General features: G+C 58.4%; 28 protein-coding genes. 13 read left to right on the top strand and 15 right to left on the bottom strand.

Features of this window, described 5'->3' with window-relative positions; translation table 11 throughout:
* Positions 1–58 precede the first annotated feature (58 nt).
* Positions 59–1,030, bottom strand: coding sequence for a GTP cyclohydrolase I FolE2 (locus tag KF767_07790; GenBank protein ID MBX3017773.1), 972 nt, complete (start codon positions 1,028–1,030; stop codon positions 59–61).
* A 112-nt stretch (positions 1,031–1,142) separates the two neighbouring features.
* On the opposite strand from KF767_07790, the gene maf reads away from it, so the two are divergent.
* Complete coding sequence (maf, locus tag KF767_07795) at positions 1,143–1,745, top strand: septum formation protein Maf (protein MBX3017774.1); 603 nt, start codon at positions 1,143–1,145, stop codon at positions 1,743–1,745.
* Positions 1,746–1,748: 3 nt separating this feature from the next.
* On the top strand, positions 1,749–2,147 hold the full coding sequence (gene cdd / locus KF767_07800) for a cytidine deaminase (protein MBX3017775.1): 399 nt from the start codon (positions 1,749–1,751) through the stop codon (positions 2,145–2,147).
* Positions 2,148–2,174: 27 nt separating this feature from the next.
* Here cdd and KF767_07805 read toward each other — a convergent pair whose 3' ends face one another.
* Both KF767_07805 and KF767_07810 read right to left on the bottom strand, forming a co-directional pair.
* The gene (locus tag KF767_07805; GenBank protein ID MBX3017776.1) at positions 2,175–2,747 is read right to left on the bottom strand and encodes a hypothetical protein; all 573 of its coding nucleotides are present in this window, start codon (positions 2,745–2,747) and stop codon (positions 2,175–2,177) included.
* A gap of 4 nt (positions 2,748–2,751) precedes the next feature.
* On the bottom strand, positions 2,752–4,284 hold the full coding sequence (locus KF767_07810) for a SurA N-terminal domain-containing protein (protein MBX3017777.1): 1,533 nt from the start codon (positions 4,282–4,284) through the stop codon (positions 2,752–2,754).
* A 114-nt stretch (positions 4,285–4,398) separates the two neighbouring features.
* Between KF767_07810 and mreC the strand changes: the two genes are divergently transcribed.
* Genes mreC through rodA form a run of 4 tightly spaced genes read left to right on the top strand, consistent with a single transcriptional unit; the run spans position 4,399 to position 9,030 of the window.
* Positions 4,399–5,373 carry a rod shape-determining protein MreC gene (gene mreC, locus KF767_07815; protein MBX3017778.1) on the top strand — a complete coding sequence of 325 codons (975 nt, stop codon included), beginning with the start codon at positions 4,399–4,401 and terminating at the stop codon, positions 5,371–5,373.
* Positions 5,370–5,897, top strand: a complete 528-nt coding sequence (locus KF767_07820) for a hypothetical protein (protein MBX3017779.1) — start codon at positions 5,370–5,372, stop codon at positions 5,895–5,897. The genes mreC and KF767_07820 overlap by 4 nt, the downstream gene beginning before the upstream one ends.
* Positions 5,894–7,891, top strand: a complete 1,998-nt coding sequence (gene mrdA / locus KF767_07825) for a penicillin-binding protein 2 (GenBank protein ID MBX3017780.1) — start codon at positions 5,894–5,896, stop codon at positions 7,889–7,891. The genes KF767_07820 and mrdA overlap by 4 nt, the downstream gene beginning before the upstream one ends.
* A gap of 14 nt (positions 7,892–7,905) precedes the next feature.
* Positions 7,906–9,030, top strand: coding sequence for a rod shape-determining protein RodA (gene rodA / locus KF767_07830; GenBank protein ID MBX3017781.1), 1,125 nt, complete (start codon positions 7,906–7,908; stop codon positions 9,028–9,030).
* A 36-nt stretch (positions 9,031–9,066) separates the two neighbouring features.
* On the opposite strand, the gene KF767_07835 is transcribed toward rodA, so the two are convergent.
* The 6 genes from KF767_07835 to KF767_07860 all read right to left on the bottom strand — a co-directional run bounded on the left by KF767_07835 (position 9,067) and on the right by KF767_07860 (position 12,789).
* Positions 9,067–9,363, bottom strand: coding sequence for a hypothetical protein (locus KF767_07835; protein MBX3017782.1), 297 nt, complete (start codon positions 9,361–9,363; stop codon positions 9,067–9,069).
* A 101-nt stretch (positions 9,364–9,464) separates the two neighbouring features.
* A complete protein-coding gene (locus KF767_07840; GenBank protein ID MBX3017783.1) occupies positions 9,465–10,361 on the bottom strand; it encodes a hypothetical protein in 897 nt (298 codons plus the stop codon).
* Between the two features lie 61 nt (positions 10,362–10,422).
* Complete coding sequence (locus KF767_07845; protein ID MBX3017784.1) at positions 10,423–11,049, bottom strand: hypothetical protein; 627 nt, start codon at positions 11,047–11,049, stop codon at positions 10,423–10,425.
* A gap of 19 nt (positions 11,050–11,068) precedes the next feature.
* Entirely contained in the window at positions 11,069–11,608 is a 540-nt protein-coding gene (locus KF767_07850) for a DUF924 domain-containing protein (protein MBX3017785.1), read from the bottom strand.
* Between the two features lie 109 nt (positions 11,609–11,717).
* Complete coding sequence (gene trxA / locus KF767_07855; GenBank protein ID MBX3017786.1) at positions 11,718–12,044, bottom strand: thioredoxin; 327 nt, start codon at positions 12,042–12,044, stop codon at positions 11,718–11,720.
* A 1-nt stretch (position 12,045) separates the two neighbouring features.
* Complete coding sequence (locus KF767_07860; protein ID MBX3017787.1) at positions 12,046–12,789, bottom strand: hypothetical protein; 744 nt, start codon at positions 12,787–12,789, stop codon at positions 12,046–12,048.
* 44 nt (positions 12,790–12,833) lie between these two features.
* On the opposite strand from KF767_07860, the gene KF767_07865 reads away from it, so the two are divergent.
* Together KF767_07865 and tmpT are read left to right on the top strand one after the other, a co-directional pair.
* Positions 12,834–13,937: an LptF/LptG family permease gene (locus KF767_07865; protein ID MBX3017788.1), complete on the top strand. Its 1,104-nt coding sequence runs from the start codon at positions 12,834–12,836 to the stop codon at positions 13,935–13,937.
* A gap of 22 nt (positions 13,938–13,959) precedes the next feature.
* Positions 13,960–14,595 carry a thiopurine S-methyltransferase gene (gene tmpT, locus KF767_07870; protein ID MBX3017789.1) on the top strand — a complete coding sequence of 212 codons (636 nt, stop codon included), beginning with the start codon at positions 13,960–13,962 and terminating at the stop codon, positions 14,593–14,595.
* Between the two features lie 313 nt (positions 14,596–14,908).
* Here tmpT and KF767_07875 read toward each other — a convergent pair whose 3' ends face one another.
* The 3 genes from KF767_07875 to bamD are packed head-to-tail and all read right to left on the bottom strand — an operon-like array spanning position 14,909 to position 17,695.
* Positions 14,909–15,883, bottom strand: coding sequence for a DNA-protecting protein DprA (locus KF767_07875; GenBank protein ID MBX3017790.1), 975 nt, complete (start codon positions 15,881–15,883; stop codon positions 14,909–14,911).
* A gap of 38 nt (positions 15,884–15,921) precedes the next feature.
* Positions 15,922–17,196: a LysM peptidoglycan-binding domain-containing protein gene (locus KF767_07880; protein MBX3017791.1), complete on the bottom strand. Its 1,275-nt coding sequence runs from the start codon at positions 17,194–17,196 to the stop codon at positions 15,922–15,924.
* A gap of 31 nt (positions 17,197–17,227) precedes the next feature.
* Entirely contained in the window at positions 17,228–17,695 is a 468-nt protein-coding gene (bamD, locus tag KF767_07885; GenBank protein ID MBX3017792.1) for an outer membrane protein assembly factor BamD, read from the bottom strand.
* 566 nt (positions 17,696–18,261) lie between these two features.
* Between bamD and KF767_07890 the strand changes: the two genes are divergently transcribed.
* From KF767_07890 to KF767_07900, 3 genes are all read left to right on the top strand, one after another.
* Positions 18,262–19,086 carry a DUF4852 domain-containing protein gene (locus KF767_07890; protein ID MBX3017793.1) on the top strand — a complete coding sequence of 275 codons (825 nt, stop codon included), beginning with the start codon at positions 18,262–18,264 and terminating at the stop codon, positions 19,084–19,086.
* Between the two features lie 102 nt (positions 19,087–19,188).
* Positions 19,189–20,046 (top strand): ComEC/Rec2 family competence protein, encoded by an 858-nt coding sequence (locus KF767_07895; protein MBX3017794.1) that lies wholly within the window; start codon positions 19,189–19,191, stop codon positions 20,044–20,046.
* Positions 20,036–20,500, top strand: coding sequence for a hypothetical protein (locus KF767_07900; GenBank protein ID MBX3017795.1), 465 nt, complete (start codon positions 20,036–20,038; stop codon positions 20,498–20,500). Before KF767_07895 ends, KF767_07900 begins: the two co-directional genes overlap by 11 nt.
* Here KF767_07900 and ald read toward each other — a convergent pair.
* Together ald and KF767_07910 are read right to left on the bottom strand one after the other, a co-directional pair.
* Positions 20,494–21,600, bottom strand: coding sequence for an alanine dehydrogenase (ald, locus tag KF767_07905; protein MBX3017796.1), 1,107 nt, complete (start codon positions 21,598–21,600; stop codon positions 20,494–20,496). The genes KF767_07900 and ald overlap by 7 nt on opposite strands.
* Before the next feature lie 41 nt (positions 21,601–21,641).
* Complete coding sequence (locus KF767_07910) at positions 21,642–22,544, bottom strand: UDP-3-O-acyl-N-acetylglucosamine deacetylase (protein MBX3017797.1); 903 nt, start codon at positions 22,542–22,544, stop codon at positions 21,642–21,644.
* A gap of 22 nt (positions 22,545–22,566) precedes the next feature.
* On the opposite strand from KF767_07910, the gene KF767_07915 reads away from it, so the two are divergent.
* Positions 22,567–22,875 carry a hypothetical protein gene (locus KF767_07915; protein MBX3017798.1) on the top strand — a complete coding sequence of 103 codons (309 nt, stop codon included), beginning with the start codon at positions 22,567–22,569 and terminating at the stop codon, positions 22,873–22,875.
* 44 nt (positions 22,876–22,919) lie between these two features.
* On the top strand, positions 22,920–23,621 hold the full coding sequence (locus KF767_07920) for a hypothetical protein (protein MBX3017799.1): 702 nt from the start codon (positions 22,920–22,922) through the stop codon (positions 23,619–23,621).
* A gap of 7 nt (positions 23,622–23,628) precedes the next feature.
* On the opposite strand, the gene KF767_07925 is transcribed toward KF767_07920, so the two are convergent.
* Positions 23,629–25,842 (bottom strand): hypothetical protein, encoded by a 2,214-nt coding sequence (locus KF767_07925; protein MBX3017800.1) that lies wholly within the window; start codon positions 25,840–25,842, stop codon positions 23,629–23,631.
* Positions 25,843–25,874 lie beyond the last annotated feature (32 nt).

Below are 25,874 nucleotides of genomic sequence, written 5' to 3' on the forward strand. Positions count from 1 at the left end.
CCGCCGCGAAACAATTTTAACGCAGCTGCGACACCCACAGGAAGAAGGTCCCTCCGGGCTAGCTTTTGGCGAAGGTCGCGACGGCGTCGTGGGGGTGCAGGCTTTCGAAATGGGCGACTTCGCCTTCGAAGCTCAGGAATTCGGGGCTCGCTTCGAGGGCCTGCATCAGCCGGCGAGCGGCGTCCTCACAGAACATGAGGTTTTCGGCGTTCCGGCGCGCGAACTCTTGTTCGTCCTCGCGTTTGACGAGGGTTTGGACGGGAGTGCCGAGCGCGTCTTCCAGACGGTTCACCAGGGACGCCAGAAGTTCCGCCAGATCGCGGCCCCATTCACTGGGCGCCAGCTCCACCCGTACGGTAGCGCGCGAGCGCTGGGCGTGCGGGGTCGCCGCCAAAGACGCGGGCGAGTGCAGCCACTGCTTCAGTTCGTCCCGGCGGATCTCGTCGCCGGTGAAGTGATTCAGGCTGGCCTCTTCATTGAGTTGGCGCGACAGCGCCGCCGAAGCGGGGCAGGTACTCGAGTAAAGAACGTCCACTTCGAGCAATGCTTTTTCCAGCGAGGCCTCGGCATTCACGCGCTTTTCGAAACGGATCAGGACGGGGTAATTCCGCCAGCCCAAACCTTGCGACTTCAGCGCCTCGCGCGCGAGCGGCAGATTGAATTTCAAAGCGAGTTTCACGCTGGTCGAAAGCTCCGCATGGGTCTCGAGCGAACGCGTGGCCAGGTCCGACAGCAGCGATAAAGTGAGTTCATTTTGCGGCAGGCTTTCCATGGCCAGACGGAACAGGCGGCTCATATGAATGCCGCGCGCCTCTTTGCGGTCGAGCGAAACGCCCAGATCCAGGCGGCCCGCAATCAGCATTGCGCCCTGGGGGAGTTTCACTTTCACGGGGACTTCGATCTCGCGCATGCCCACCCAAGGAAGCTGCGCGCCCCAGTTCAGGCTGGGTTCGGGGACGGAAACGTCCGGCAGGTTCACTTTGTCGCGCTGTTCGCGCAAGTTCGCTTTGTCGCGCTCGGTCTCGATCATGGCGGGGTCTTAACATAGAATACGGCGTTGCACCTCTAGAATCTCCGGGGGTAAACCTCGAGCTGGAACGCAGGCCCCGCCCGAGAAATTTTGTGAATGGGATGAAACCTAAATGATTAACATCGTGACCACCCCGCCCCTGATCCTGGCCTCCACGAGCCCCTACCGCAAAGCCCTGCTGGAGCGGCTCGGCTTCGACTTCGCGACCCGTAAGCCCCCCTATGATGAAGAGAAGCTCAAAGGCCTTGGCCTTGCCCCCCGGGAACTCGCCCGCCAGCTCGCCGCCGGCAAGGCCGAAAGCGCGCGCCACAGCCCGGACGAGGTCCTCATCGGCTCGGACCAACTGGGCGCCCTCGAAACCGCCCCCGGCCAATTCGAAATCCTGGGAAAACCCGGCGACCGCGAAAAAAACATCGCTCAGCTGATGCGTCTGGGGGGCCGAAGCCATTCGCTTTTCACCGCCGTCTGCGTGCTTTACCGTGACCAGCGCTTTGAGTTCATGGACGAAACCCGCATCACCTTCCGCCCGCTCACCGAAGCCGAGGTCACCGCGGTCGTCGACCGCGATCATCCCTGGGACTGCGCGGGCGGTTATAAATTCGAGAAGGCCGGCATCACGCTCATCGAAAAACTCGAGTGCGCCGACCCCACCGCCATCGAGGGACTTCCGCTCATTCAACTCTCGACAGTGCTTCGCGGGCTGGGATACCTTTAAGCCATGTCCGACAAGCTTTTGAAAATCGCCGAAAAATACCTGTCCCACTCGCACTCGCCCTACTCGAAAGCGCAGGTCGCGTCCGCCGTGGAGCTTGAGAACGGCGAGATCTTCGGTGGCTGCAACATCGAGAACGCGAGTTACGGCGGCACCGTCTGTGCCGAGCGCGTGGCGATCTGGAAAGCGCTTTCGGAATATCCGGGACAAAAGCTGAAGCGGGTTTTGGTGATGACCGACACCGCGAATCCGTGGCCGCCCTGCGGTTTCTGCCGTCAGGTCATCGCGGAGTTCGCCAAACCCAGCACCGAAATCCTGCTCGCCAACAAAAGCGGCGTGAAATCGACCCACGCCTTCCAGGACATCCTGCCCCTCGCCTTCGGGGCGGAAGACCTGAAGAAATAGAGCGACCGAGGACCTGAAAAAGTAAAGCTAAACGAGTTCCAGCCGCAATTCGCGGTGGCTTTTGCGTTCGCGAAAACCGACGGCGTAAACGCCCGCGGGCCATTTCACATCCGCGAGGAAAACCAAATCCAAACGCGGGAGCGTCGCCAGCTGCCGAAGCGCCCGGCGGGCCTCGGCGCGTGATTCGGCATCGACAAAAATGCGGCCACTGAGACCTGTCGCCGGGTTCACCGCGAAACGGCCCAAACGCCATTGGAACCGGCGCTCCCCGTCCCGCATGAACAGCCGTGCCTCGCCGAAGCGGCCCTTCAGGCCGACAGCCTCGGCACGCAACTCCAAGCGTTCGGCGATCTGAATCCAGCGGTCGCGTAAAAAAACGAAGGCCTCTTCCGCGCCGGTGAACTCGGTGCGCTCGAAGTCGGCCAGCAGCCGCCGCGCCGCTTGGTCGATTTCAACCAAGTTGACGACCATGCCGGTCAGCGGACTCACGGGACCTTGCAGGCTCAGCTCCACCCGCACCGGTAAAATACGAACGCCGCCAACAGAGTGAGTGTGGGCGGCGCGAACATCGACGGGATAAGTGCGATGAAAGGAGATCAAAAAATCAAAGACCCAAGCTCATGGGATCGTTCGCACCCACCGAGGGGTTGCGCAGGATCTTCGCCTCTTTTTGCAGGCCTTCGAGCCACTGGTTCAAACGCTCCGAGCTGCGCTCGCGCGCCAGCATCTCGTACGAAACGGGCTCGGCCGCGGGTTTCGAACTTTGTCCCTTATATTGGAGGACGAACTTCTGGCCACTGCCGTCGGACTCACGCACGATGCCCGAAAGCGGATTCGCGGCGCTGAGTTTGAACGCCGCTTGAGTGGCCTCGCGGCTGCCCATGGAGGGAATGAAGTCGGTGCCGATCTCGACCAAACCGGTCTCTTGCCACTTCACGCCCATCTTCGCGAGCTGCGCGTTCACCGCCGCCAGGTCTTTCGCGGCGAGTTTCTCTTCCAGGTTTTTCACTTCCGCTTCGTAGCGCTCTTCGTTGATCAAACGTTTCGCGATCTGGCGCTCGACGTCTTTCAACTCGGCCTTCTTCGCTTCTTTCTTCTCGGTCACTTTGATCAAGTGATAGCCGAAGGGCGATTTGACGGGCTGGCTGACTTCGCCGACTTTCGCGGCAAAGGCGACCGTTTCGAACTCGGGAACCATCTTGCCGCGACCGAAGAAGCCGAGGTCACCCTTTGCGGCTTTCGAGCCCATGTCTTCGGAATTCTGCGCCGCCAAAGTCCCAAAGTCCTGAGTCGCCGTCTTGGCGCGGATCTCGTCGATCTTTTTGCGTGCGGCCGCGTCGGATTCGGGCTTTTCCGCATCCACCTTGATCAGGATGTGCTGAGCGCGGACTTCCTCTTGGGTGTCATAACGCAGGGGTTCTTTCGCGAAGTCGGCCTCGACCCGGCTTTTGAAGGAGGCGTCGGCGAGTTTCGCGTCGACATCGGCATCGGTGACCGCCATGCCTTCCACCGCGACGTTTTTGTCCAGGCGCGCAAAAGCAAAGCTCATTTGGGTTTCCGAAAGTTGCTTCTTCTTCTCGAGCTCCATTTTCAGGGGCGAGCTCGACGCTTCCATCAGCTGGCGGACGCGCATGGTTTTGCGGTCCTTGCGGAGTTTTTCCTCAAACTCGTTGGGCGTCAGGCGGTTCGCCTCGAGGATCTGCTCGTAACGGTCGCGGCGGAAGCGGCCGTCCTCTTGGAAATACGGCAGTTCTTTAACGATCACTTCTTTGACTTCATGGTCTGTGGCGAAAATCCGGGCTTTCTCGGCGTACTGATTGATCAGCTCCCCTTGAATCAGGGAGTTCAACGCCTGGCTGGTCATGAACGAACGCTGCGCCCCGCCAAGCTGCCCAAACATCTGCCCAAAACTCCGCTCGACCCGGGAGGTTTCGGCGTCCAGATCCTTCAGCGAGATGTAGGCGTTGTTCACTTGAGCCGCATAGCCCACGCCGGTCATCTGGTGATTGTTCCCCGACATGAGGACGAAAACCAGAATGATCATTCCGAAGATCACCATCGCGGTGATCGACTTGAACGACAGATTCCGTTCTGCCAATTGACGTTTCAAATTCTCGTTGAACGACGGCTTCGCCATTTGCAAATTTCCTTTCGAAATCAGCTTGATTTATCGTGCTCAAGATTGTCCTCAAAGGTCCTTGAATTCAAGAGGAAATCTCATCAGACTATGACCTATTGATCGAGGTGAAGTTTGAATTGGTTCCAGCTCAATTTGCGCAAGCTGATGTGGTTCGGCCTCGCGCTGATGCTGCCGCTGCTCTCGTTGAATATGCAGCGCAAGCCCTTTGAATCCGCTTGGTACGACCAACCTTTCCACTTGCTGGTGGGGGGCGTACAGAATCTGTTTTTCATTTTCTCTGACGGCGTGCGCGGCACGACCGGGGAATACCTGAATCTGCTCGATATCAAGGCGGAGAACGCCCGCCTGAAAAGCGCGAACGCCGAGCTGCTGACGCGCCTGACCCAGTATGACGAGCTCGTGAAAGAGAACTCGCGCCTGGCCGGACTTTTAGACTTCCGCGAAAAATCCAAGATGGAGCTCGTCGCGGCCGAAGTCGTCAGCCGCGATATTTTGGCGGACCACTCCACCGTGCGGATCAACAAAGGCACCCACCACGGTCTGCGCTCGGGCCAGGCGGTCATGACCGTCGACGGCGTCGCGGGCTACATTTACCGTCCGGAAAACTTCTCGTCGCTCGTGCTGCTTGTCACCGATCGTTACGCCGTCGTCGACGGGATCGTCAGCCGCAGCCGCGCCCGCGGGATCGTCGAAGGAAAATCGCGCAATATGTCCGCGCTCCGTTACGTCGAACGCTTCGAGGACGTGAAGGTCGGCGACATGGTCGTCACCAGCGGCTTGGACAACATCTTCCCCAAAGGTCTGCCGATCGCGGTCGTCGAAAGCGTCGACATGCCGAGCTCTTCGGTCAGCTTGAAGGTCGATCTGCGCCCCGTCGTCGACCCCGACAAAATTGAAGAGGTCTTCGTCGTCTTGAACGCCGCCAATCAAGACCTGACCGAACGTTACCAGGTCGCCGCGAACACGACCGCCCCCGAGGCCGCGCTGCTCGCGCCCCTTCCCGGAGCCGGCGCCACCGCGCCGACAAGCTCGAAGACCGAAACGAAACCCGCACCGGCCGCGCTCGCCCCCTCCGGAGCGCAATGAAGGCGATCTCTTTGCGTATGGCCTTCGTGCATTTGGTGGTGGCTCTCTTCCTGAGTGGCCTACAAACCAGCATGTGGCCCGGACTTCTGGGCAACATCCCGGCGCCGCAGTTCTGGCTGTGCTGGGTCCTTTACCTGGGACTTTACCGCGGCTTTCTGGAAGCCGTGTTCATGTCCTACGTTTTCGGACTTATGATGACCTCGATGACGAGCCTTCACTTGAAGGTGATTTGGTTCAGCCTGTTCACGCTGGTCGCGTTGACGTCGTTTGCGCGCAACAAAGTCTTCTGGCCGGGCCTGCGTTACTTCATGATCGCGAGTTTTCTGATGGCGGTCGGCTGGAACGTCTGCACGCTCTTCTACACCACGCTGCTGGAACCGCAGCCCGCGGCCTTCGAGCTGCTCGCACGCGGTTTTGAGATCGCGCTCACCACGATGGTTTCGCCGCTCGTTTATGTGATCATGACTTGGCTTGAAAAATTCCGGCCGGACGATACCGCCACGGCCGCGGGGACGCCGCTATGAGCGATTACGTCAGTAACCCCGAAGAAACCAAAGAGCTGCTTCCGCGTTATCGTTTGTTCTACGCGATGCTGATCTTCACGGTCCTCTTGTTCTCGGGGCGTTTGTGGTATCTGCAAATCGTCAACGGGACCGAGCTGCGCGAATTCTCGGAAAAAAACCGGATCAAAGAATCAAAGACCATGGCCCCGCGCGGGAAGATGCTCGACCGCGAAGGCCGCATCCTGGTCGAAAACAATCTGGGCTTCGAAGCGGTCCTGACCCCGCAGTACATCGACAACCTGGAAGAGGTCGCGAAGAAAATCGCCCCCATCCTGGGACTGGAAACCGAGAAGATCGTCCAGAAGGTGCAGCGCAACCGCCGCCAGAACGGTCCCTTCGCGCCCGTCAAAGTCAAAGAGAACCTCTCGCGCGACGAGGTCTTCCGCCTGAAGCGCGTGCGTTTGGATACGCCCGGTCTCGAGATCCGCGAAGCCGTCGTCCGCTACTATCCGCTGAAAGAAAACGGCGCGCAGATCCTGGGCTTCGTATCCGAGATCTCGAAACGCCAGCTTCCGGACTACAACAAACGTTTCCCCAATCAAAAATTCGAACAGGGCGACATCATCGGCAAGTCGGGCCTGGAAGAGGTCCTCGAAGCGAACATCCGCGGCGTCGACGGTCGCGCGTTCCTGCAGGTCGATGCCCTGGGCCGCGAGGCGCTCACGCAGAACTCCGAAATCTACGGCCAAGAGATCAAAGACGTCGATCCGCTTCCCGGCTCGAACGTGGTTTTGACCGTCGACAAAGACATTCAAGAGGCCGCCTACAAAGCGATGACCGATCTGGGCCGCATCGGGGGCCTCATCGCGATGAAATCGAACGGCGAGATCCTGGCGTGGGTCAGTCTGCCGTCTTTTGACCCGAACAATTTCTCGCACGGGATTTCGTCGGCCACCTGGAACAAGCTGATCAACGATCCCTTCAAACCCATGCGGAACAAAGTCATCCAGGACTTCTTCGCGCCGGGTTCGACCTTCAAACCCTTCGTGGCGCTCGCCGCGCTGGAAGAGAAAGTCATCACGCCCCAGTCGATCATTTACTGCCCGGGCTCCTTGCGTTTCGGTCGCCGCGATTACCACGATCACTTGAAGGGCGGTCACGGCAACATCAACGTGTACGACGCGCTCGAGCGCTCTTCGAACGTCTTCTTTTACAAGATGGGCATCTCGCTCGGCATCGATCGTATGCACAAATACATCCAGCCTTTGGGCGTCGGCGTGAAGTCCGGCATCGAGATCCCCCGCGAAGCGCAGGGGCGCATGCCGAACTCGCAGTGGAAAGTCCAAGCCATGCGTGAAGAGTGGCAGCCGGGGGAAAACCTGTCGAACGCCATCGGCCAAGGTTTCGTCGAGATGACCCCGATCCAACTCGCGGTTGCGTACAACACCCTCGCCCGCGAAGGCAAAGTCGTGAAGCCCTTCATCGTGCAGAAGGTTCTCGACAACGACGGCAACATTCTTAAACAGAACCAACCCGAAATCGTCCGCGACCTGCTCGAGCCGACCGAGGGGCTTCCCACCTACCACCAAGCGAACTTCAAAGTCGTGAAGGAAGGGATGCGCCGGGTCGTCATGGGCGATCGCGGAACCGCGCGTTCGGTCCGTATTCCCGGCGTCGAGATCGCGGGCAAAACCGGCACCGCGCAGGTCATGAACTTTTCGGCGGCCGAGATTTACCAAAAGTGCGACAATCGCCCCGTGCACCAACGTCACCACGGCTGGTTCGCCGGCTGGGCTCCCGCGGACAATCCCGAAATCGTCGTCGTCGCGCTGGCCGAACACAGCTGCTCGGGCTCGAAAGGCGCGGGCCCGCTGGTGAAAGACGTGCTGAGCGCTTACTTCAATAAATATCACCCCGAAATGATCGCCGAAGGTCTCAAGAACGATAAGACCGCGAAGCGCACGGCGGCCCCCGCCGTCGAAGCGCCCACGAATCCGGCCGCGGTCGAAGAGTAAGCCGAGGAATAAGCATGGATCTGTCGCTACAGATGGAAGAAAAAACGCTCTTTAAGCGCATCGATTGGAACTTCGTGTTCGTGATCTTCGCGCTGAACCTCATCGGCCTCATGAATCTGTACAGCGCGACCCACGGCCCCCACAGCCAGGAAGTCGCCTCGCTTTTCATCAATCAGATTCTGTGGCTGACCATCGGTTGGTCGGTGTTTTTCATCATGACGCTGCTCGATTACTCGATCGTCAGCCGCGTCGCCTACATCGTCTACGCTTTGAACCTCGGCGCCATTCTTTACGTCACGTTCTTCGGGCAGGTCGCGCTCGGCGCCCAGCGCTGGGTCGATCTGGGCTTCTTCCGTTACCAACCCTCCGAGACGATGAAGCTCGCGATGATCATGGTCCTTTCCAAAACGCTCGCGCACCGCTCGGCCGACGGTCGCGGCATGGGCCTGAAAGAGCTGATCGCGCCCGTCGTTTTGATGCTGATCCCGTTCGGCCTCGTCGTCGAGCAGCCCGATCTCGGAACCGCGATGATGATCCTCGCGATCTCGGGCTCGATGATGATCTTCATGAAGATCCGGCGCTGGATCCTGGCGCTGCTCATCATGTGCGGGATCGTCGCGGTCCCCGTCGCGTGGACCTACGTTCTGCACGACTATCAGAAAAACCGGGTCATCAACTTCATCAACCCCTCGAACGATCCGCGCGGCACCGGTTACAACTCGATTCAGTCCAAAATCGCGGTGGGCTCCGGCAAAATCGTCGGCAAGGGTTTCCGCAAAGGAACCCAGTCGCAGCTCGAGTTCCTGCCCGAGCGCCACACGGATTTCATCTTCTCGGTTTTGAGCGAAGAGCACGGCTTCATCGGCTCGCTCGGCACCATCGGTCTGTTCATCGTGCTGTTCGTGGTGGGGATACGCATCAGCTCCACCGCGCGGGATAAGTTCGGGGCCCTTCTCTGCGTCGGGGTCCTCACCTACCTCTTCTGGCATATGTTCGTGAACATCGGAATGGTGATCGGGCTACTGCCCATCGTCGGGGTCCCGCTGCCGCTTCTCAGCTACGGCGGCTCGTCCATGCTCACGACCATGCTGGGCCTGGGCATCATCTCGAGCGTCGCTTACCGGCGCTATCTGTTCTAAGATAGCGCCCCCCTAAAAGGACGTCGAGGGCGAGCGTTATTTCACGCAGCTGATGTTCGACCCGCCGGCCCCGTTGCCCATGATGAAGCAGGTGATCCCATTGTCTTCCGAGGTATAATAGACGGGGGACGCGTACGCGTTTCTCGGCTCGGCGGAAGGTTTACGGCCGGATTTTTCAGCGGCCAAGATGTCCGTCGGCAACTCGCCCGCCTTCTGTCCGTCTTTGAACAAAGGATATCGTTTCCCTTGATAGATCACGCCGGACTCGCCCGCGATGGCCAGGCCACCCCACATCAAAAAAGCCGCACCCAAGAACCATCCGAACTTTGCCATGAGACCCCCCTTCTTCGTGAGAAAGCGGTTCGACAGCGAACCGCTTTCCGAAAAGGCTAACGACCGAGCGCGGGACTGTCAGCAAGAAATCCGGGCCCTTCTTACTTCGCCTTGGGTTGGAACTTCATCATGCCGTGATCGTTTTGCACGTCGACCAGCCGTTCGATGCGCGCGAACTCGGCCGCTTGAACGGACGCGTCTCCTGCGCGCTCCAGTGGATAGAACGTCACCAGCCGCCCCTCGACGAACACGCCGTAGACTTCGCGGACACCGAGAATCTTCGCCAAATCGGCGTGCAACTGGACCGCGCGCAAACGAGCGTCCGAACGCCCCCATAATTTCGAGATCCGTTCTTTGAGATGCCACTCTTTCTCGAACATTTCGAAAACAACTTGAGTCAGGATCCCGAGCAAGAGCGCGGTCCCGAGATTCAGACCGAACCAAAACGTCGAAAGTTCGTTCCTTCCGCCAATGCCGAAAATCAAACTGACCAACGGATAATAAATGACGGTCGAGATCATGCCGATCATTCCGAACACGAAGTTATCTTTGCTGGAGACGTAACCGGAAAAGTAATGTTGCCGGTAAGGCTCCCACCGGATGTAAATCCCTTGCCGCGTATCGAGCTTTCGCTTGATGTTGAAGAGGACGTATCCGTAAGACCGGCCCTCATACGTCGAGCTCGACGCCACTTCGAGCGTTCCCCATTCCGTCAGACTTCCCTGACCGGGAAGCCCCGAACCTCGCTCCAGAAGCGAATCCGACGCGAGGTATTGGATCGCCTCGTGATGGGCTTTCGGGGGATCCGACGGATCGGGAAAAGAGATGTGTTCGAAGCGCAGAAGTTGATCGAACCCCCGCATGGCCAGAATGACGGGAAGATAGAGCATGACCTCGAGGACCTCGCCCTCGACATCCAATCTGAGCGCAAAAATGGCGAAGATCGACCCCAATCCCAAAACGATCTGCAACAGCGCCTTGAAACGTTCCGTGAACATCGAAACCCTCTTCTATGGCCGACCACGCCCGGTGAGGAGCGCCTCGAGACGTGAGAACTCTTCAAGATTCGACGAGGTTGAATTCCGTGACGGCGAAATCGGATATCCACTCCGTCATCCGATGAGACGAACCGACCGATTGCTCAAAGACGCGATCCAAGATGAAATAGGCGAGGATCGAGGTGACGACCCCCCACGCCGCGCCGACCTTCGCTTGGCCCATTTCGTAAACGCCGTCCAGGCGCGGTTTCGGACCCGGTTCCCACATCACGAAGAGCCCACGCTCCGTGCTCTCGTCCTCCGGAAGACCGTAGGTGACCGTGCCGTAAACACGGCCCGGCTTCACGCGACTTTCCGCCCAGATCTCGATCCGCCAGAAGTCCGTTCCCTCCGGAGGAATCAGCGGAAGAGATGCGACATCCCGCACGGGCGTCAGGATCGGCGACGCCCGCAGATAACTCTCGATCCAATTTTCGTCGCGCAGAAGCGGTCCGTCTGCGGGAGAGCGTCGCCGGTAACGACGGATGAAACCGAACGCCCGCGAAGTCAGCAGGAACGGCAACGTCGCGACGAGGAGCGCCCAGTATCCCATCCCCTCTTGCAGGCCAAAATAGACGGCGACCGCGACGAGAACCGGGATCGCCCTCTCGCTCCAGGTCCGACGATTCTCTTTGTCGAACAAAGACACCGCGAACGCCCCCCGGGGTTTAGAAGCTCGAATCCGGCCCCTTCAAGAACTCGAGCTCTTCCGGTGTCGTATCCCGCCCCAGAAAAACGTTGCGGTGCGGGTAACGACCGAAGCGATCAATGATCGCTTTGTGCTTCAGCTCGAAGTTCAATTGCGTTTCAAAACCGGGTCCGCTGAACAGCTCGACCGCGCGCACGTGCTCGGCCGGATCTTCGCTATGCATGAACGGCATGTACAAGAACGTCCGCTGCTCGACGGGAAGATCGCGGTCCTGACCGGTCGCGATCGCCGCTTTCGCCAGATCCAACGCGAGCGCGTCCTGCGCGAAAGCCTTCGCCGTATCCCGGTGGATATTGCGCGAGAATTGGTCCAGCAGCAGAACTTCCGCAAGGCGGTTTTGCATCGTATCCCGCCAGTGGGTCAGCTCGCCGCGGGCCGCAGCCTCGTGAATTTCGCCGAAACGATCGCGCATTTGGTCGTCCAGCCAACGGCTTTTCACAAACCATTGCTCGGGAGCGAGCTCCTTGAACCAATATTGAAAGATGCTTTGCGCGTTCATAAATACTCCTGACTTTAAATACTGTGCCCGACGCATGTGCCGGGTACAAAATAGAAAAAGGGACCGGTCCGGTCCCTTTTTCAAATCTTCGAATTTGAAACGAGATCGCTTAGACGTGTTCTTTGATGAACTCGAGCAGACGATCCTTGGGCAAGTTCCCCATGACCTGATCCACCGGCTGTCCGCCCTTGAACAGAATCAGCGTGGGGATCGAACGCACCGAGTATTTCGCCGCGACCTCGGGGCTCGAATCGACGTCGAGTTTCATGACGCGAACTTGAGTTCCCATTTCTTCCGCGACCTCTTCCAGCTTCGGCGCCAGCGCCTTGCACGGAGGACACCACTCTGCCCAGAAATCGACGAGAACGGGAACATTGGATCCCAGAACCTCGCGTTCAAAGCTCGTGTCGTTAACCGGTGTGGTGAATTGTCCCATGCTAAGCTCCTTCGTCATCAGTTCCCGAGGGCTCATCAAAAAGCGCCTCGGCGAATTTCTTTTTCAGTTCTTTTTGGTCGTCCAACTTTTGGAGGTCCCAATCTTTCTTAACGTCCGCCCATTTGTCACGGGCTGACGCTCTTTTCAAGGTGGTGTCGGACGCATTGATGTCAAGACCACCCACCGCCTTTTCGAAGCGCTTTCGACGCTCCTCGGGGGTCATTCGGCTTTTAATTCGATCTGAGGGGACCGGCGCCTCATTTTGACTGACTTCCGGCAAAGTTGAAGCGGTCTCGACGCCCGCTCCGCGGACCATTTGGGCTTCGCCGCCACTTTCCGACCACTGGGCCTTGCGCAGCTTTTCCAAGCAGGCCTCGGCGTCCAGTGCCAGAATTTCGCACATATTGCGCACGAGTTTTTCCGCATCGAACGGGACTTCCAGCATCCGATCCATACGAACCTTCAAGAGGTCCATGGGATTCATTTTTGCGCCCCGATCGATCCCCAACATGACGGCCCCACTGAAGCCGCGCATCTCTTTGAGTTTCGCGCCGACGCCGAGCGCGGACACCTTCGCCGAGTTCCCCGACGCGACCACGAGATCCGGTCGGAAGCTCAGCACCTTGTCCGCCAGCCCCACGTCGGTGCCGATCGCCATGACGTCGAAACCCACCTTTTTCAGGAGCGTTTCCGTGCGGCTGTTTTCGACATAATCATCGCTGATCAACAAAACACGACGGGACATAATTCAATGTTAGCACTCCGGTTTTCTCGTGTTAACTTCGAAAAATGAGACTCGGCCTCGGGCGCAGGGCAACAAACTACCTCTTCTTCGAAATGTGGCCCAGCCTCGTCCTCGGCGTCCTCATCTTCGTTTTCATTCTGTTGATGGCCCAGGCTTTGCGTCTCACCGAAATGGTGCTCGCCCAAGGCATCTCATTTACGGTCGTTTTGGAAATCATGGGTTATTTGTCGATTAGTTTTCTACCCGTGATTTTGCCGATGAGCCTGCTTTTCGCCGTGCTTTTGACTTACGGCCGCTTGAGCCAAGAGTCGGAAATGGTCGCGCTGAAAGCGATCGGCTACTCGCAATTCGCGTTGACCGTCCCCGCGGTCCTGCTTTCGGTCCTCGTCGCGTTTCTTTCCGCGCAGACCTTCTTCCAACTGGCACCTTGGGGGAACCGTCAGTTCGAAGTGCTCGTGACGAAGATCGCGTCGACCAAAGCGCAAGCGACTTTGAAAGAGGGCACGTTCTCGGAAGGTTATTTCGACCTCGTCGTCTACGCGAACAAGGTCGACCAGAAAACCGGCCGCATCGAGAAGGTTTTCATCTACGATGAGCGCTCGGCCGACGTACCGCTCACGATCATTTCGAAGTCGGGTCAGATCATTCAAGATCCGAATGCGCCCGGGCATTCAATCTTACTGCAACTTCAAGACGGCAGCATCCACCGCCGGGGCGAAGCGCACACCAAAGTGAACTTCGGCACCTTCGAGGTCCGCCTGAGCGATCCGGTCACCGAAGAGATCCGCGCGAAATCGCCCCCGTCCCTCACCATGGACGAAATCCGCGAACGCCTGACCCAAGAAACCCTCAGCGAAGAGGATCGCCGCAACGCTTTGATCGAATACCACAAACGCATCGCCATCAGCGTCGTGTGCGTGATCTTCGGTCTTTTGGGCGTGGGCCTTGGCACGCAGACCAATCGCCGCGACTCGAAGGGCGGCGGATTCATCACGAGCCTGGGTGTCGTGATTTTATATTGGATCTTGTACATCGGCTTTGAAGGCGCAGCCAGAAACGCGCAACTTCCCGTCGCGCTCGCGATCTGGAGCCCGAACATCCTTTTCGGCGCCTACGCCGTGAAGCGACTGAAAGACATCTGGCACTAGGAAGCGAAGAAACGAGGACCTCGTGGATCCGAAATTCTGGCACCAACGCTGGCAAGACCGCCAAATCGGCTTTCACCGTGCCGACGTCAACCCCCTGCTCGCGGACCACGTCGAACGCCTTTCACTCAAACCCGGCCAGCGGATCTTCGTTCCGCTCTGCGGGAAATCCGTCGACCTCGGGTGGCTTCGGGGCCGGAGATACTCGGTCGTCGGCGCCGAACTCCATGAGCCCGCCGTCCAAGAGCTCTTTCAAGAGCTCGGGGTCACGCCGGAGGTCGCCACCGTGGGGAACCTGAAACGTTACCGCGCCCCGGGGCTTGAGGTGTTCGCGGGTGATCTCTTCGATCTTGCACCGAATGCGCTCGGCCCGGTGGAAGCCGTTTACGACCGCGCCGCCTTGGTCGCACTCCCCGAGCCGATCCGCCGCCGGTACGCCAGCCACCTGCTCACCTTAACCGATGGCGCGCCCCAACTGTTGATCACCTACACTTACGATCAAACCCGGGCCGACGGTCCGCCTTTTTCGGTGACGCCCGAGTTCGTCACCGACGTTTATGCCGCGAAGTTCACGCTCCACAACATCCACCGCGAAGACGTCGATGGCGGCCTCAAAGGCCTCCCCGCCACCGAAACCGTCTGGTTGCTCACCCAAAAATAGAAACGCGCCTCTTCTCGCGCGCGTTTCAAAAAATAAGGGAGAAGGCCCGTCGTCCTTTTCGTGCAGTTTCCATCGCACGAGAACGATCCGGGCTTCCCTTGATATTCAGTTTTGGATTTTTAAATTAAGTATTGAGGGAGTTTTTAGAAAATGAGCGATGCAGCAGCATCCCTACTACTACGGTCATCCGTGACCACATCGCCCCTCCCTGAAAATGAGTGTAGAAGGAAGAGCGAAAGAAAGACAAAAGAATTTTTTAGTATTTTTCAGATTTTCGAGAGGGAAAACATGCGTCGAGAACCTCGATCTAGATCTAGTGATCGACACTGATGACGCCCCTATCTGTAGATGAAGATTTAAGAGCGTGATAAGAATTCCTGATTTCTACATGAAAAAAAACTGACAATTCTTGAGCATCCCGCACCATCGTGGCGCCTTCATTGATCAAATCCAGTGAGCCCGCGAACTGCGAATCGTAGGGTGCACCGGGAACAACGAACACCGCGCGCGACTGATCTGCGGCGGCTTTCGCGGTGAGCAGCGTGCCGCTGCGGCGACGGGCTTCGACAATCAAAACTCCGTCTGAAAACGCCGAGATCAGCCGATTTCTTTCTCCAAAATAGGGCTTACGCATCGTCGCTCCCGGCGCGTACTCGCTGACGAAGCAGCCCCCACTGCGCAAAATGTCTTCGCGCCAACGCTCGAGTTCTCGAGGGTAGATTTGATCGAAACCCGACGGCAGAAACACGACCGTCGGACGTCCCTTACGCAGGGCCGTGCGGTGCGCGCACTGATCCACGCCACGCGCGCCGCCACTCAGCAGATTCACGTCCACTTCGCGACGTAAAAATTCGCCCAGCTCCGTCTCCAACCACTCGAGCGAAGGCCGCGAAACTTCACGGCTGCCGACGACCGCAAGCAATGGCGTCTCGAGAAGTTGCGCCGCCCCTAAGACGAAGAGTCCCCGTGGCGGATCGGTGAGTCCACGCAACTTCGTCCGCGGCCAAAGGGGACTCGAGGGCAGAAGCAAGGCGTAGCCCTTCGCACTCCAGGTTCGCACGGCGTCCTTCGCCACTTCCAGCTCCGCCTCGGTGAGTGGTGGAAGCCCGGCCAGCATCAACGAACGGCTTTCCATCTTGGGGATGACCTCAAGGATCGCATCACCGTCTTGATCTAAGTCCAGCGTGAGGCTACGAAATTCACAATAGATGTCGAAGTAAAATTCCGCCGGCGCGACTCGCGTCGCGTAGCGGTTCCAGAAAATGTAATCGAAAAGTCGGACGCTCATGGCCCAGTGTCATCGCAAGGGCTAAGCCAAGCTCAGATCTATTCCGTGAGCATCGCGGGGGTCGTCGTGTCCCCCACCCGGATATCTTCGAGGGATTTGACCACGATCGCCGTCGAAACCCGACCGCCGACGCGGACCACTTGAAGCTCACCAATTTCGGCCGGATTTTCGCGGATCAAAAGATCCGCGTTGCGCAGCGAAGGATTGCGGTAAACGGGAACGTGCGTCCCGACCGCGAGCCCCTGGTTCGAGCCGGCGTTCAGATAGACGATGTTGTACATCCCGAAAAGCCGGCGCTCGGCCGAGAACTCTCCGCCGATGATCTTCCCGTTCACCGGACTCATGGAGCCGCCCCCGGCGGGCACCATCGACGGAAGCTCTTCACTGACCAAGATATCGCCGCGCGAAACGTGCGAAACCGACTTCACGACGCGCGCACGGTAAACACCCTCGGCCGAGTTCACGGGGGCCTCCACCTCGAGCATCCCACCGATCCCGTAAGCGAGCGCTTCCGGGGCGCCACGCACCGGCCCCTGACGGCGGACCGACATCAGTCGCATCCCTTGGCTGAGCCCCGATCCCTTGATCAGGATCGTCTGCCCTTCACCCGCCGTCGAAAAACCGAGCTCCGAGCCGAGGACCTCGCCCGCGCCTTGAACTTCCGTGTCCGAGACAAAATGATTCACGGACAACGGCACGTTGTCGGTGGGCGCGCGCGTCACGGTCGAAAGCTCCAAGAGCGCCGACTTCTTCGGATCGCGGTGATAGACGTAACCGGGAATCGAGCGCGGAAAGCTCCGCGGAGGGGCTTGCGAACGTGACGGCGGCGGGATCTTCAACTGCCCGAGGTCGATATCGATATACTGACCGATGACGGGCTTCGCCGGAGCGGCGGGCGCCGCATTCGGATCGACCGGCGGATCCGCTTGGGGCGTCGCGGGGGCATTGCCGACCGCGAGCGAAGGGGGTTCCGCGGCGGTTCCCAATTGGAAACTTACGACCCCCGAGGGTGCGATTTCGTGCGGGTTATAGATGTCGGTGTTGAGGGACCAAATTTTCGGCCAGAAATTCGGATCACCGAAGAAGGTTTCCGAAATACCCCAGAGCGTGTCGCCCTTCTGGATGGTGTAGGTCTGATCTTTCGCGCGGCCCAGGGCCTCGCTCCATTTTTCCGGAGACGTCGGATTCGCGTAATAGTTGCGGTAGATTTGGTGCAGACGCTGCTCTTTACGGGCGTCCGCGCCTTCCTGTGCGAAAGCCGAAGGCCCCGTTCCTACGAGCACCACGATCACGGGCGCGAATTTCATCCACATGCAGACAATCCTTGTCGACTGGGGCTAGGGCTTAACGAATCACCTTCAAGTCCACGTCCGCACGCGCGGCCTCGGGACTTCCCGGATACTGTTTCTTCACCTGTTCAAAGACGGTCACGGCTTGCGGACGCAAATTCATTTTGCGGTAAGCGGCGGCCTTCGCGTACAACGCCGCGCGAGCGCGGTTCGAACGCGGATACTCTTTCAGGATTTGGTCGAAGTGACGAAGCGCACGGCCGTAGAGTTTGTTCGAGAACGCGAGCGATCCCGCCAGATACAGCGACTCGTCGGCGTAAACGCCCTTCGGATAGTCGATCATCATGCGCTGAAAACGGGATTGAAAACTGAGCTCATCGTTGCGCTCAAAAGCCTGAACCATCTCTTCATAAATACGTTTTTCAGTATCTGTCGGCAGTGCCTGAGTTGTACGCCCTTCCAACTCATTTTTCTTACGCAAAACCATCTCGCGATCGCGCTGAAAGTTTCTGTCACTTTCCACTTTGCCGCGCGCGCTTTGTGACTTTTGCGAAACAGCGTGAGCTGTCGGCAGGACAGCGTTAACACCCCAAAACAACAGCAATAATGCGGTGGTCTTTTTCATGGACTCCAGTATGGCACGCTGATTCAAGATCATTCAACCGGCAAAACCCAGGAGTTATCCACAGAATTTGAGGAAAAGAGGACCTCCTAGACCTTGGACTATTGATGGGACAAGGCTTTGAGCTATCTGATGAGAATTAGCTCAGCGACTAAGTCGATGATTTGTGACGTGAAAACTGAAAATCTTAGGAAGTCCTTAAAAATTAATTTCAGAATCTTACAGGATGCATGACAGATCCGCAGGAAATTCTCCCAGCCGCGAACGGATTCTGGAATTCGAACTCTAAAATTCTGTCACAGAGGCGCGAAGCCTCTGCTTATCTGGCGGGCGAGCACGAACTCCATTTGTGCGTTCCCCCCCCTTCCCTCTTCGGCCGGAACCACTGCCCGAAAATTGAAATTCTCTTGATTCAAATTTCCCCTTAAGGGCGCGTAGGATTTCAGAGTCACACCAAGGAGGGTGTTATGAAAGCTCAGCTGAGTTGGCTGTCGATTGTCCTATTTTGCTTCACACTTCAGGCCTTCGCTCAAGACGAAGGGGAAACCACGACGGAATCGACCGTGAGCGAAGAGGCCACGACCGAAGAAACGGCGGCGGAACCCGCCGAGAAGACAGAAAACTGGATCTCGTGCGGCACAAGTTACCTGCAGCACGTCCGCCAGCTTCCGGCCGCGAAACAGAAGGCCGAGCTCGAAAACTGGTGGGAGCTTTCGGACCGCGAATTCGGTCAAATCAAACGCGATGAATTTCAGTGGAAAGAGCGTCAGCCGCAAAAGCTAAAAGAGTTCCAGGAGCTGCTCGCCGCAAAACCCGTCACCGAGTCCATCCTCTTGAAAGTGAAGTTCGGTGCCTACGACTTCAAACAAAAAGGATTCCCCGTCGACATCGCGACCGAAAAATCCGACCGCGCTCTGAAATCCCACTACAAGAGCTCCGGCGGCTTCAGCATGGGCGGCATCGGTGGCCCTCCGGAAGAAAACCTGGGCGCCTGCACCATGATGATTTCGGACTTCAACAAAGCCCAGATCCTGCCCGGCACCGTCAAACTTCGCGGAACCAACGTCGCGAAAATGAAGTTCATCCCCGTTCCGGAAGCGACCGCCAAAGAGCTGACGTCCACCCTCGGTTCGGACCGCATCGTCACCGTCGTCCTGCGCTACCTTCCCGGAAAAACCGAGCTGAAACGCCAGAAGCTCGGCAGCAACTACTTCAATACACTGTACGTCGACGCCCAACTGCAAGAGCTCGAGTTCGGCGCGGGTGACGGCCGCGTCACCGCGAAGTTCTAGCTTCGTCAATGCACTCCCCGTCCGGTCGCCGACCGGGCGGGAACGCCTCGCTTCACTCTTTCGCTCCTCCGTCCCGCGGCCCGATTTGCAGCTTCAGCCGTCATGCCGTTCGCGCTCTTCTTCTCGGCCCTCACCTTCATCTTCACGGGCTGGAGCCTCGGCCACGCCGGCACATTCTACTTTCGCCCTTTGCAAGACCTCTGCACGGAAACTTGGTCCATCGAACCGCTCACGACCGTGGGCTCGGCGATGATTTGCGGACGGGAACTTCCCCCAGGCAAAATCAAAGAGCTTTTCCTGCGCGCAGGGCTTTACCACGTCCTTGTCGTTTCGGGCGCGCATCTGGTTTGGCTCGCCGAGCTCGCGCGTCGGCTTTTCCCGCGTCGCCCTTTATGGACGGCCGCACTTTTGCTGCTGTTCGCCGGCATGACGGGATTCGGCGCGCCGCTCGTGCGCGCGGGTTTACAGATGATCCTGCAAAGCACCCGTCGCCGCCCTTGGCTGGCAAATATCGTCTGGTCCTATCTGGCGACGCTCGTTTTCCATCCCGGATGGTGGAACTCGGTCAGCCTGCATCTGTCAGCGCTCGCGGCCCTGGCGCTGCGACTTCCGCTCAAGCGACGCCACCGCGGCCTGGCGGTGATCGTGATGACCTTGCCGATCGTTCTTCCCTTCGGCAGCTTCACGCCGCTCGGCGCGCTGACGGGACTTCTGCTTTCCCCCGTGGTGGAGCTCGTGCTTTTCCCCGTTTGCGTGATCGCGTGGATACTTCCGGGCCTACAGTCCGTGGCGAATTTCATCGTCCACGCAGGGCTCGCGTTCTTGGAATCCGCGCAAGCTCACTTCGCCCCACCTTTCCAGGTCGCGCCACTTGTCCCCAGGCCGGCGTTGATTTTCTATTTTTTCGCGCTCGTCACACTGATCGGCGCTTTCGCCGCCCGGGGACGACTTGCGCGTTAGATGGTGTTTGGCGCTGCTCCTGCTCGCTGAGCCCCTCGCGGAACATCCGACATATTTCGATTTGCAGCTTCAAAGGAATTCGGTGCGGATCCGGTCCGGAGACTTCAAAGCGCGCTGGTTTCGCGACCGAATCATAGCCACCACCGCAACGCCGGTCCGCGTGGAGCGGCTCACTTCCGGACGCAAGGTCTACTGGTTGCCGCGATTTCAAATCGCGGACATCGGCGCGGCCCCGCGCCGGGACGCGCGCGAGATCTCACACTTCGCACGTCGCGAAAAGATTCGCATCTTGATTTGGCGTCAACGCGAAATCCGGGACTGCACGTCCTGGGACCGCGAGCTTCCCCCGGCGGTGAAATCCGTGATCGCCACCGGCGAAGGGGAGTGCTTCACCCAACGGCCCCGACACCGCCACTGGCTGCGGGCCCGCGGACCGCTGCGTTTTCGCTACTGACGGAAAGGCCGGTACTCCAACCCCAAATCGCGGGCGACGGGCTCGTAACAAACGGCGCCGTCGTAGACGTTCAGGCCCTGGAAAAGCGCGGCGTCCTTGGCGATCGCGTCCTCGACGCCCATCGCGGCGAGCATCGACGCGTACTTCAGCGTCACGTTGGTCAGCGCGTAGGTCGAAGTGCGTGAAACCACCCCCGGTATGTTCGGGACGCAGTAATGAATCACGCCGTCGACTTCGTACGTGGGATTGGCGTGCGAGGTCGGACGACAGGTCTCGATGCAACCGCCTTGATCGACCGCGACGTCCACGACCACGCTGCCCTTCTGCATCGCGGAGACCATCTGCCGACTGACCAGCGTCGGCGCCTTGTGGCCCGTGATCAAAACCCCGCCGATCAAAAGATCGGACTCCAAAACGCTTTGTTCGATGCTTTGCGCGTTCGAGTGCAGCGTCACCACGCGCCCCTGAAAGATATCGTCCAGGTATTCCAAGCGGGAGAGGTTCACATCCAAAATGGTCACCCGCGCGCCCAAACCCACCGCCATTTTCGCGGCGTTCGTGCCGACGACCCCGCCCCCGATGATCGTGACGTTTCCCGGTTTCACGCCGGTCACGCCCCCCAGCAGGATGCCCTTGCCGCCGTGATCTCGCTGCAAGTAAAACGCGCCGATCTGGGTCGCCATCCGTCCGGCGACCTCGCTCATCGGCGTGAGGAGCGGCAGGCTCCCATCCGCCAACTGAATCGTTTCGTAGGCGACGGCTTTGACTTTACGTTCGCATAAAACGCGCGTGAGCTTCGGTTCGGCCGCGAGGTGAAGGTAGGTGTAAAGAATCTGGTTTTCTTTGAGCAGCTCGAACTCGTCCGGCAGCGGCTCTTTCACCTTCACGATCATGTCGGCCTTGGCGTAGACTTCGGCCTTCGTGTCGAGAAGGGTCGCGCCCGCTTTTTCGTACTGCGAATTGGAAATACCCGAGCCCACGCCCGCGTCCTTTTCGACGTAAAGCGCGTGGCCCTCTTTGACCAGCTGGCGGACGCCCGCTTCGGTCATCCCCACCCGGTTTTCGCTGATTTTGATTTCTTTCGGAACACCAATAAGCATGGTTCACCCACCTTAACTGGCGCCCGAGGCCGCCAGTGGAATTAAGACCAGTTCGAGTTGCGGTACCGTTCCTGTTCCGAAAGGTCCGCGCCGAGTTCGATACGTTTGTACGCCTCGGTCGTCTCGAGAAGTTTTTTGACGAGCTTGTTCATCATATCGTGACCGGCTTTGTACAGAACGACGTGCCCCATGAGCGGCATCCCCAGCGTCACCAGATCACCGAGCGCATCGAGTGCCTTATGGCGCACGAACTCATCGGGGAAGCGCAGGCCGTCGGGATTGATGACTTTCGTGTCATCCATCACCACCGCGTTGTCGAGGGACCCACCGCGCGCCAGGCCCTTGGCCTGCAGCGTTTCGACGTCCTTCAAAAAACCGAATGTCCGCGCACGCGCGAGCTCACGGGTGAAGGTCTCTTCGTTGATGTCGAGATCGATTTTTTGTTTCCCGATCGCCGGATGCGGGAACTCGATCGTCACCGTCAGGCGCAGCCCGTTGTACGGCACCACGTAGGCCTGCTTGTCGTCTTCGGAGTAGTAGACCGGCTGGGTCAGGTAGCAGTACTTGCGCGGTTGATCTTGCTCGATCAAACCGACCTTTTGGATCGCCTCCAAAAAAGAAATCGCGCTGCCGTCCGTGATCGGAATCTCGGGGCCGGTCATTTCGATGATCAAATTGTCCACCCGCAGCGCCGCCAGTGCCGACAGGCAGTGCTCCACCGTCGCGACGCTGAAAAGCCCCCCACCCAGCACTGTCTGGTAGCCCGTGGCGGTCACGTTCGACACATGGACCTTCAGCGAGGGCTGGTCCGGCAGGTCGGCCCGAACGAAATGGACGCCGGTATTCGGCGGCGCGGGCACGAAGTTCAGGGCACAGGCTTCGCCGGAATGGAGCCCGACACCCTGGACCTGGACACGACTGCGGATGGTCTTTTGGAGAAACATGGCTGGATTGTATACTGAAAGCGTGAAACCGGTCACGGGATTGAGCCCCTTCCTGAAGCTTTTTTTCAGCGCCATCGCGTTTCTCATCTCCGTTGCCGTCATGGGGCTGACGGGATGTGCATCGAAACCCAGCGCCCAAGAGGTGATGGACGCCCGCACGGCGAACGCCCGCCCCTCGAAAGACACGGTGTGGACGGACCGCTTCTATTGGGGACAACCCAGCGGACCCTCGCGCGACGTTCAAAACTGGGACTTCTTCTATAAGGACTGCGAACTTGCGCGCAAATCCCGCCGCCCCACCCGCTCAGAATGGGAATGTAAAGCGCCTTGAATTCTGAGCCTTTAGGCCTATCAACGGGACTCCGATAGACCTTTATGGGTATGCTCGATCGTTACCGGAAAACCGGCGGATTTTTGCAACTGGCGGTGCTACTTGAAACTTCGCCCGCTTCGAAACAAGAGAAATTCCTAAGCCTGATTCGCGAGGAATCCCCGAAGTGGGAGAGCGAACTCAAAAAGCGCCTGCTGAGTTTCGAGCGCGTTTTGAATTGGAATCCCGAACATCTTGGCGACATCTGGCCACGCCTGCCGGACAAGGTCGTCGCGACCGCCGTCTGGAACCTGCCCCCGCCCTTGAAAGAGAAATTCATGGCGAGCATTTCGGTCGCGCTCAAACGCCGACTGGATGAGGCCGCCACAATGAACGCGCCGACCGACGGCGAAATTCTGGGCTGCCGCTTGAAGATCCTGCAAGAGATCCGCACCATGACGACCAACGGCATGATGCGTATGGATAAACTCGATCCCGAACTGGTGATCCCCGACGGCATCGAAGGTGAACTGAATGACAATCCCTTCAGCGCCCCCAGCGCGCTCGAGAAGCAGGTCCTCGCGACGCCCGAGCCCTCGGCGGCGGCCGGCGCGAGTCCCGGAACCAGCCCCGCGGCGATTCAACTGGTGGAAGAGATGAAAGAACTCCGCCGCAAACTTTTGTCTGCGGCGGCGGAAATTCAGACTTTGAAATCGGAAAATCAATCGATGAAGGAACGGCTCGAGCAGATCAAAAAGATCGCTTAGGGCCCGCTTACAGGGCCTTTCCGTCGAACGTCACCGACTGCACTTTTTGCGTCGGATTGTTCTTCTTGATCTCTTTCGAGTAGGCTTCGCACTTCGCCTTCGTTTCCACTTTCGATGAAACCGAAGCTCCCGACTTGAAGGTGACTTTGCAGACCTTCTTGTTGTCGACGGGCTTCTGTTCGTAGATCACGGTCCCGGCGAAAGTCACTTTCGTGATGGTTTGACCCGGGTTGTTCTTTTTGATCTCGGCGTGGTTTTTATCGCAAGCCGCGCGATCTTTCACGTCGGTCGCCACCGAGGCGCCGCTCGCGAAGAAGATCTTGCAGGTCTTTTTGTCCTCGGCCTTTTTCTCGTAGATCACTTTTCCGTCGAACGTGACTTTCGAGATCTCGTTCTGCGGATTGTTCTTTTTGATTTCTGCGTGGTACTTTTCGCAACCCGCTTTGTCCTTCACGTCCGTGGCCGCCGACCCGCCGCCCGCGAAGAAGACCTTACAGACTTTTTTGCTGTCGGGGACTTCTTCTTTGACCTGTTTGATGATCTTGCCGTTGAATTCACATGTCACGGCCGCGCCCGGATTGTCTTTGATCGCGCTGTCGCAACGTTTTTTCGCCGCGTCGAGCGTGATGTCCGCGATGCCTAAGCCGTTCGAGACCGAACCTTTGGTGATCGTGATCTTCAGGATTCCCATATCCGAGGTATCCAGGAACACCATCTGACCATCGAAGGTCACCGAGCGGATTTTTTGCTTCGGATTGTTCTTTTTGATTTCGGCGAAGTAAGCCTCGCACGCTTTACGGTCCGCGACTTTCGAAGCCGACGATGCGCCCGAGTGGAACGTGACTTTACATTCCTTCTTCTCGGCCTTGACCGCCGTGTAAAGAACCTTGGTTCCGAACGTCACTTTCGCGATCTCGTTCTGCGGATTGTTCTTTTTCACTTCCGCCCAGTACGCCTTACATTTGTCTTCCGACTTCTGTTGGCTGGCGATCGAACCGCCGCCCTGGAACGCGATCTTACACTCTTTCGCCTTCGGCTCCTCAACGCGCTCGAACATCAAACCGTTGAAGGTACACTCGTAGCCAACGCCAGCGTCTTTCACGACCTGCGCGCGGCAGGCGATGCGGGCTTGCGCCAACGTGATGTCTTTCTTGCTTTCCAGTTTCGTCTTTTTGCCGCCGACGACTTTGTAAGCGACGTAGTCGCCCTTCACGCCCTCTTTCGGGATCGCGATTTCTTTTTTATCGAGGGTCAACTTCACGATTTCGCTTTTCGGATTGTTGGCTTTGATCTGCGCGTAGTAGCTCAAGCACTGATCTTTGTTTTTCACTTTGGTCGCCGCCGAAGCGCCACCTTTGAAGTGAACCTTACACTCGAGCTCTTTCGCGGTCTCTTTCGGCTTACAAGCTTTGTTGGTGAACGAACCCGAAAGGACGCCATCGGCACAAGCGCGGACCTCTTTATTTTCGCCTTCGCACGCCGCGCCGTCTTTCGCCTCGGCGTTTTTGTACGCGCTCACGGTTTTACCGTGCGCCAGGGCGCCGCCCCAGGGAAGTTCGCAGGACTTTTGATCCGGGCACTCGAGGTTTTTCTTTTCCGAAGTCAGCACCGCATCGGTACAGGTGTACTCGACGTAATCGCCGCAATCGGTGTCCGCGAAAGGCGTGTTGTCGAGCTTCAACTTTTGGATCATGCCGTTCGCGAGATCTTGTCCGTCGGGCAGTTTACAGCTGCCGGCCGAAACCACGGGGCACGAAGCCAGGCTGAAGGAACCCGAAAGTTCACTGTTATTACAGGTGCGCACTTCCTCGTCGCAAGTGCCGTCGCCCAAATCTTTGAAGGCGGCCACGGACTTACCGTGCTCCACGACCAGGCCATCCGCCCAAGGCACCGCGCAGTTTTGCGCTTGCGCAGGTTGCACTTGGCAACCCGCAAACTGAAACGAACCGCTCAGGGTTCCGTCCGTACACAGGCGATCTTCCTGTTGGCAACTTTCGCCTTCCGCCACCGTTTCGGATTGGAACGCGACGACGCTTTTACCGTTGATGACCAAAAGGCCATCTTGCCAAGGCACCGGGCAATTCAAGGCCTCGGTGTTGTTCTTTTGATTGTCCGTACCCGCGATGTCCTGCGAAGTATTGGACTCGCAGTTCTGGAAACTGACGGTGAAGAACGCGATCCCACAAATAATCAGTGCGCGTTGAAAAAAGCTACGTTGCATTTGTGATCCCCCGGCAACAACGTCCCCCACGG

Source organism: Pseudobdellovibrionaceae bacterium (assembly GCA_019637875.1).
Lineage (GTDB): Bacteria > Bdellovibrionota > Bdellovibrionia > Bdellovibrionales > Bdellovibrionaceae > JAHBUW01.

Coding starts and splice junctions, on each gene's coding strand:
- KF767_07820 (MBX3017779.1), top strand. CDS start 5,370: ATGAAGGCGATCTCTTTGCGTATGGCCTTCGTGCATTTGGTGGTGGCT.
- cdd (MBX3017775.1), top strand. CDS start 1,749: ATGTCCGACAAGCTTTTGAAAATCGCCGAAAAATACCTGTCCCACTCG.
- rodA (MBX3017781.1), top strand. CDS start 7,906: ATGGATCTGTCGCTACAGATGGAAGAAAAAACGCTCTTTAAGCGCATC.
- KF767_07875 (MBX3017790.1), bottom strand. CDS start 15,883: ATGAGCGTCCGACTTTTCGATTACATTTTCTGGAACCGCTACGCGACG.
- KF767_07925 (MBX3017800.1), bottom strand. CDS start 25,842: ATGCAACGTAGCTTTTTTCAACGCGCACTGATTATTTGTGGGATCGCG.
- mrdA (MBX3017780.1), top strand. CDS start 5,894: ATGAGCGATTACGTCAGTAACCCCGAAGAAACCAAAGAGCTGCTTCCG.
- KF767_07790 (MBX3017773.1), bottom strand. CDS start 1,030: ATGATCGAGACCGAGCGCGACAAAGCGAACTTGCGCGAACAGCGCGAC.
- KF767_07840 (MBX3017783.1), bottom strand. CDS start 10,361: ATGTTCACGGAACGTTTCAAGGCGCTGTTGCAGATCGTTTTGGGATTG.
- KF767_07835 (MBX3017782.1), bottom strand. CDS start 9,363: ATGGCAAAGTTCGGATGGTTCTTGGGTGCGGCTTTTTTGATGTGGGGT.
- KF767_07880 (MBX3017791.1), bottom strand. CDS start 17,196: ATGTGGATGAAATTCGCGCCCGTGATCGTGGTGCTCGTAGGAACGGGG.
- trxA (MBX3017786.1), bottom strand. CDS start 12,044: ATGGGACAATTCACCACACCGGTTAACGACACGAGCTTTGAACGCGAG.
- KF767_07890 (MBX3017793.1), top strand. CDS start 18,262: ATGAAAGCTCAGCTGAGTTGGCTGTCGATTGTCCTATTTTGCTTCACA.
- ald (MBX3017796.1), bottom strand. CDS start 21,600: ATGCTTATTGGTGTTCCGAAAGAAATCAAAATCAGCGAAAACCGGGTG.
- KF767_07920 (MBX3017799.1), top strand. CDS start 22,920: ATGGGTATGCTCGATCGTTACCGGAAAACCGGCGGATTTTTGCAACTG.
- KF767_07895 (MBX3017794.1), top strand. CDS start 19,189: ATGCCGTTCGCGCTCTTCTTCTCGGCCCTCACCTTCATCTTCACGGGC.
- KF767_07850 (MBX3017785.1), bottom strand. CDS start 11,608: ATGAACGCGCAAAGCATCTTTCAATATTGGTTCAAGGAGCTCGCTCCC.
- KF767_07860 (MBX3017787.1), bottom strand. CDS start 12,789: ATGTCCCGTCGTGTTTTGTTGATCAGCGATGATTATGTCGAAAACAGC.
- KF767_07810 (MBX3017777.1), bottom strand. CDS start 4,284: ATGGCGAAGCCGTCGTTCAACGAGAATTTGAAACGTCAATTGGCAGAA.
- maf (MBX3017774.1), top strand. CDS start 1,143: ATGATTAACATCGTGACCACCCCGCCCCTGATCCTGGCCTCCACGAGC.
- KF767_07865 (MBX3017788.1), top strand. CDS start 12,834: ATGAGACTCGGCCTCGGGCGCAGGGCAACAAACTACCTCTTCTTCGAA.
- KF767_07910 (MBX3017797.1), bottom strand. CDS start 22,544: ATGTTTCTCCAAAAGACCATCCGCAGTCGTGTCCAGGTCCAGGGTGTC.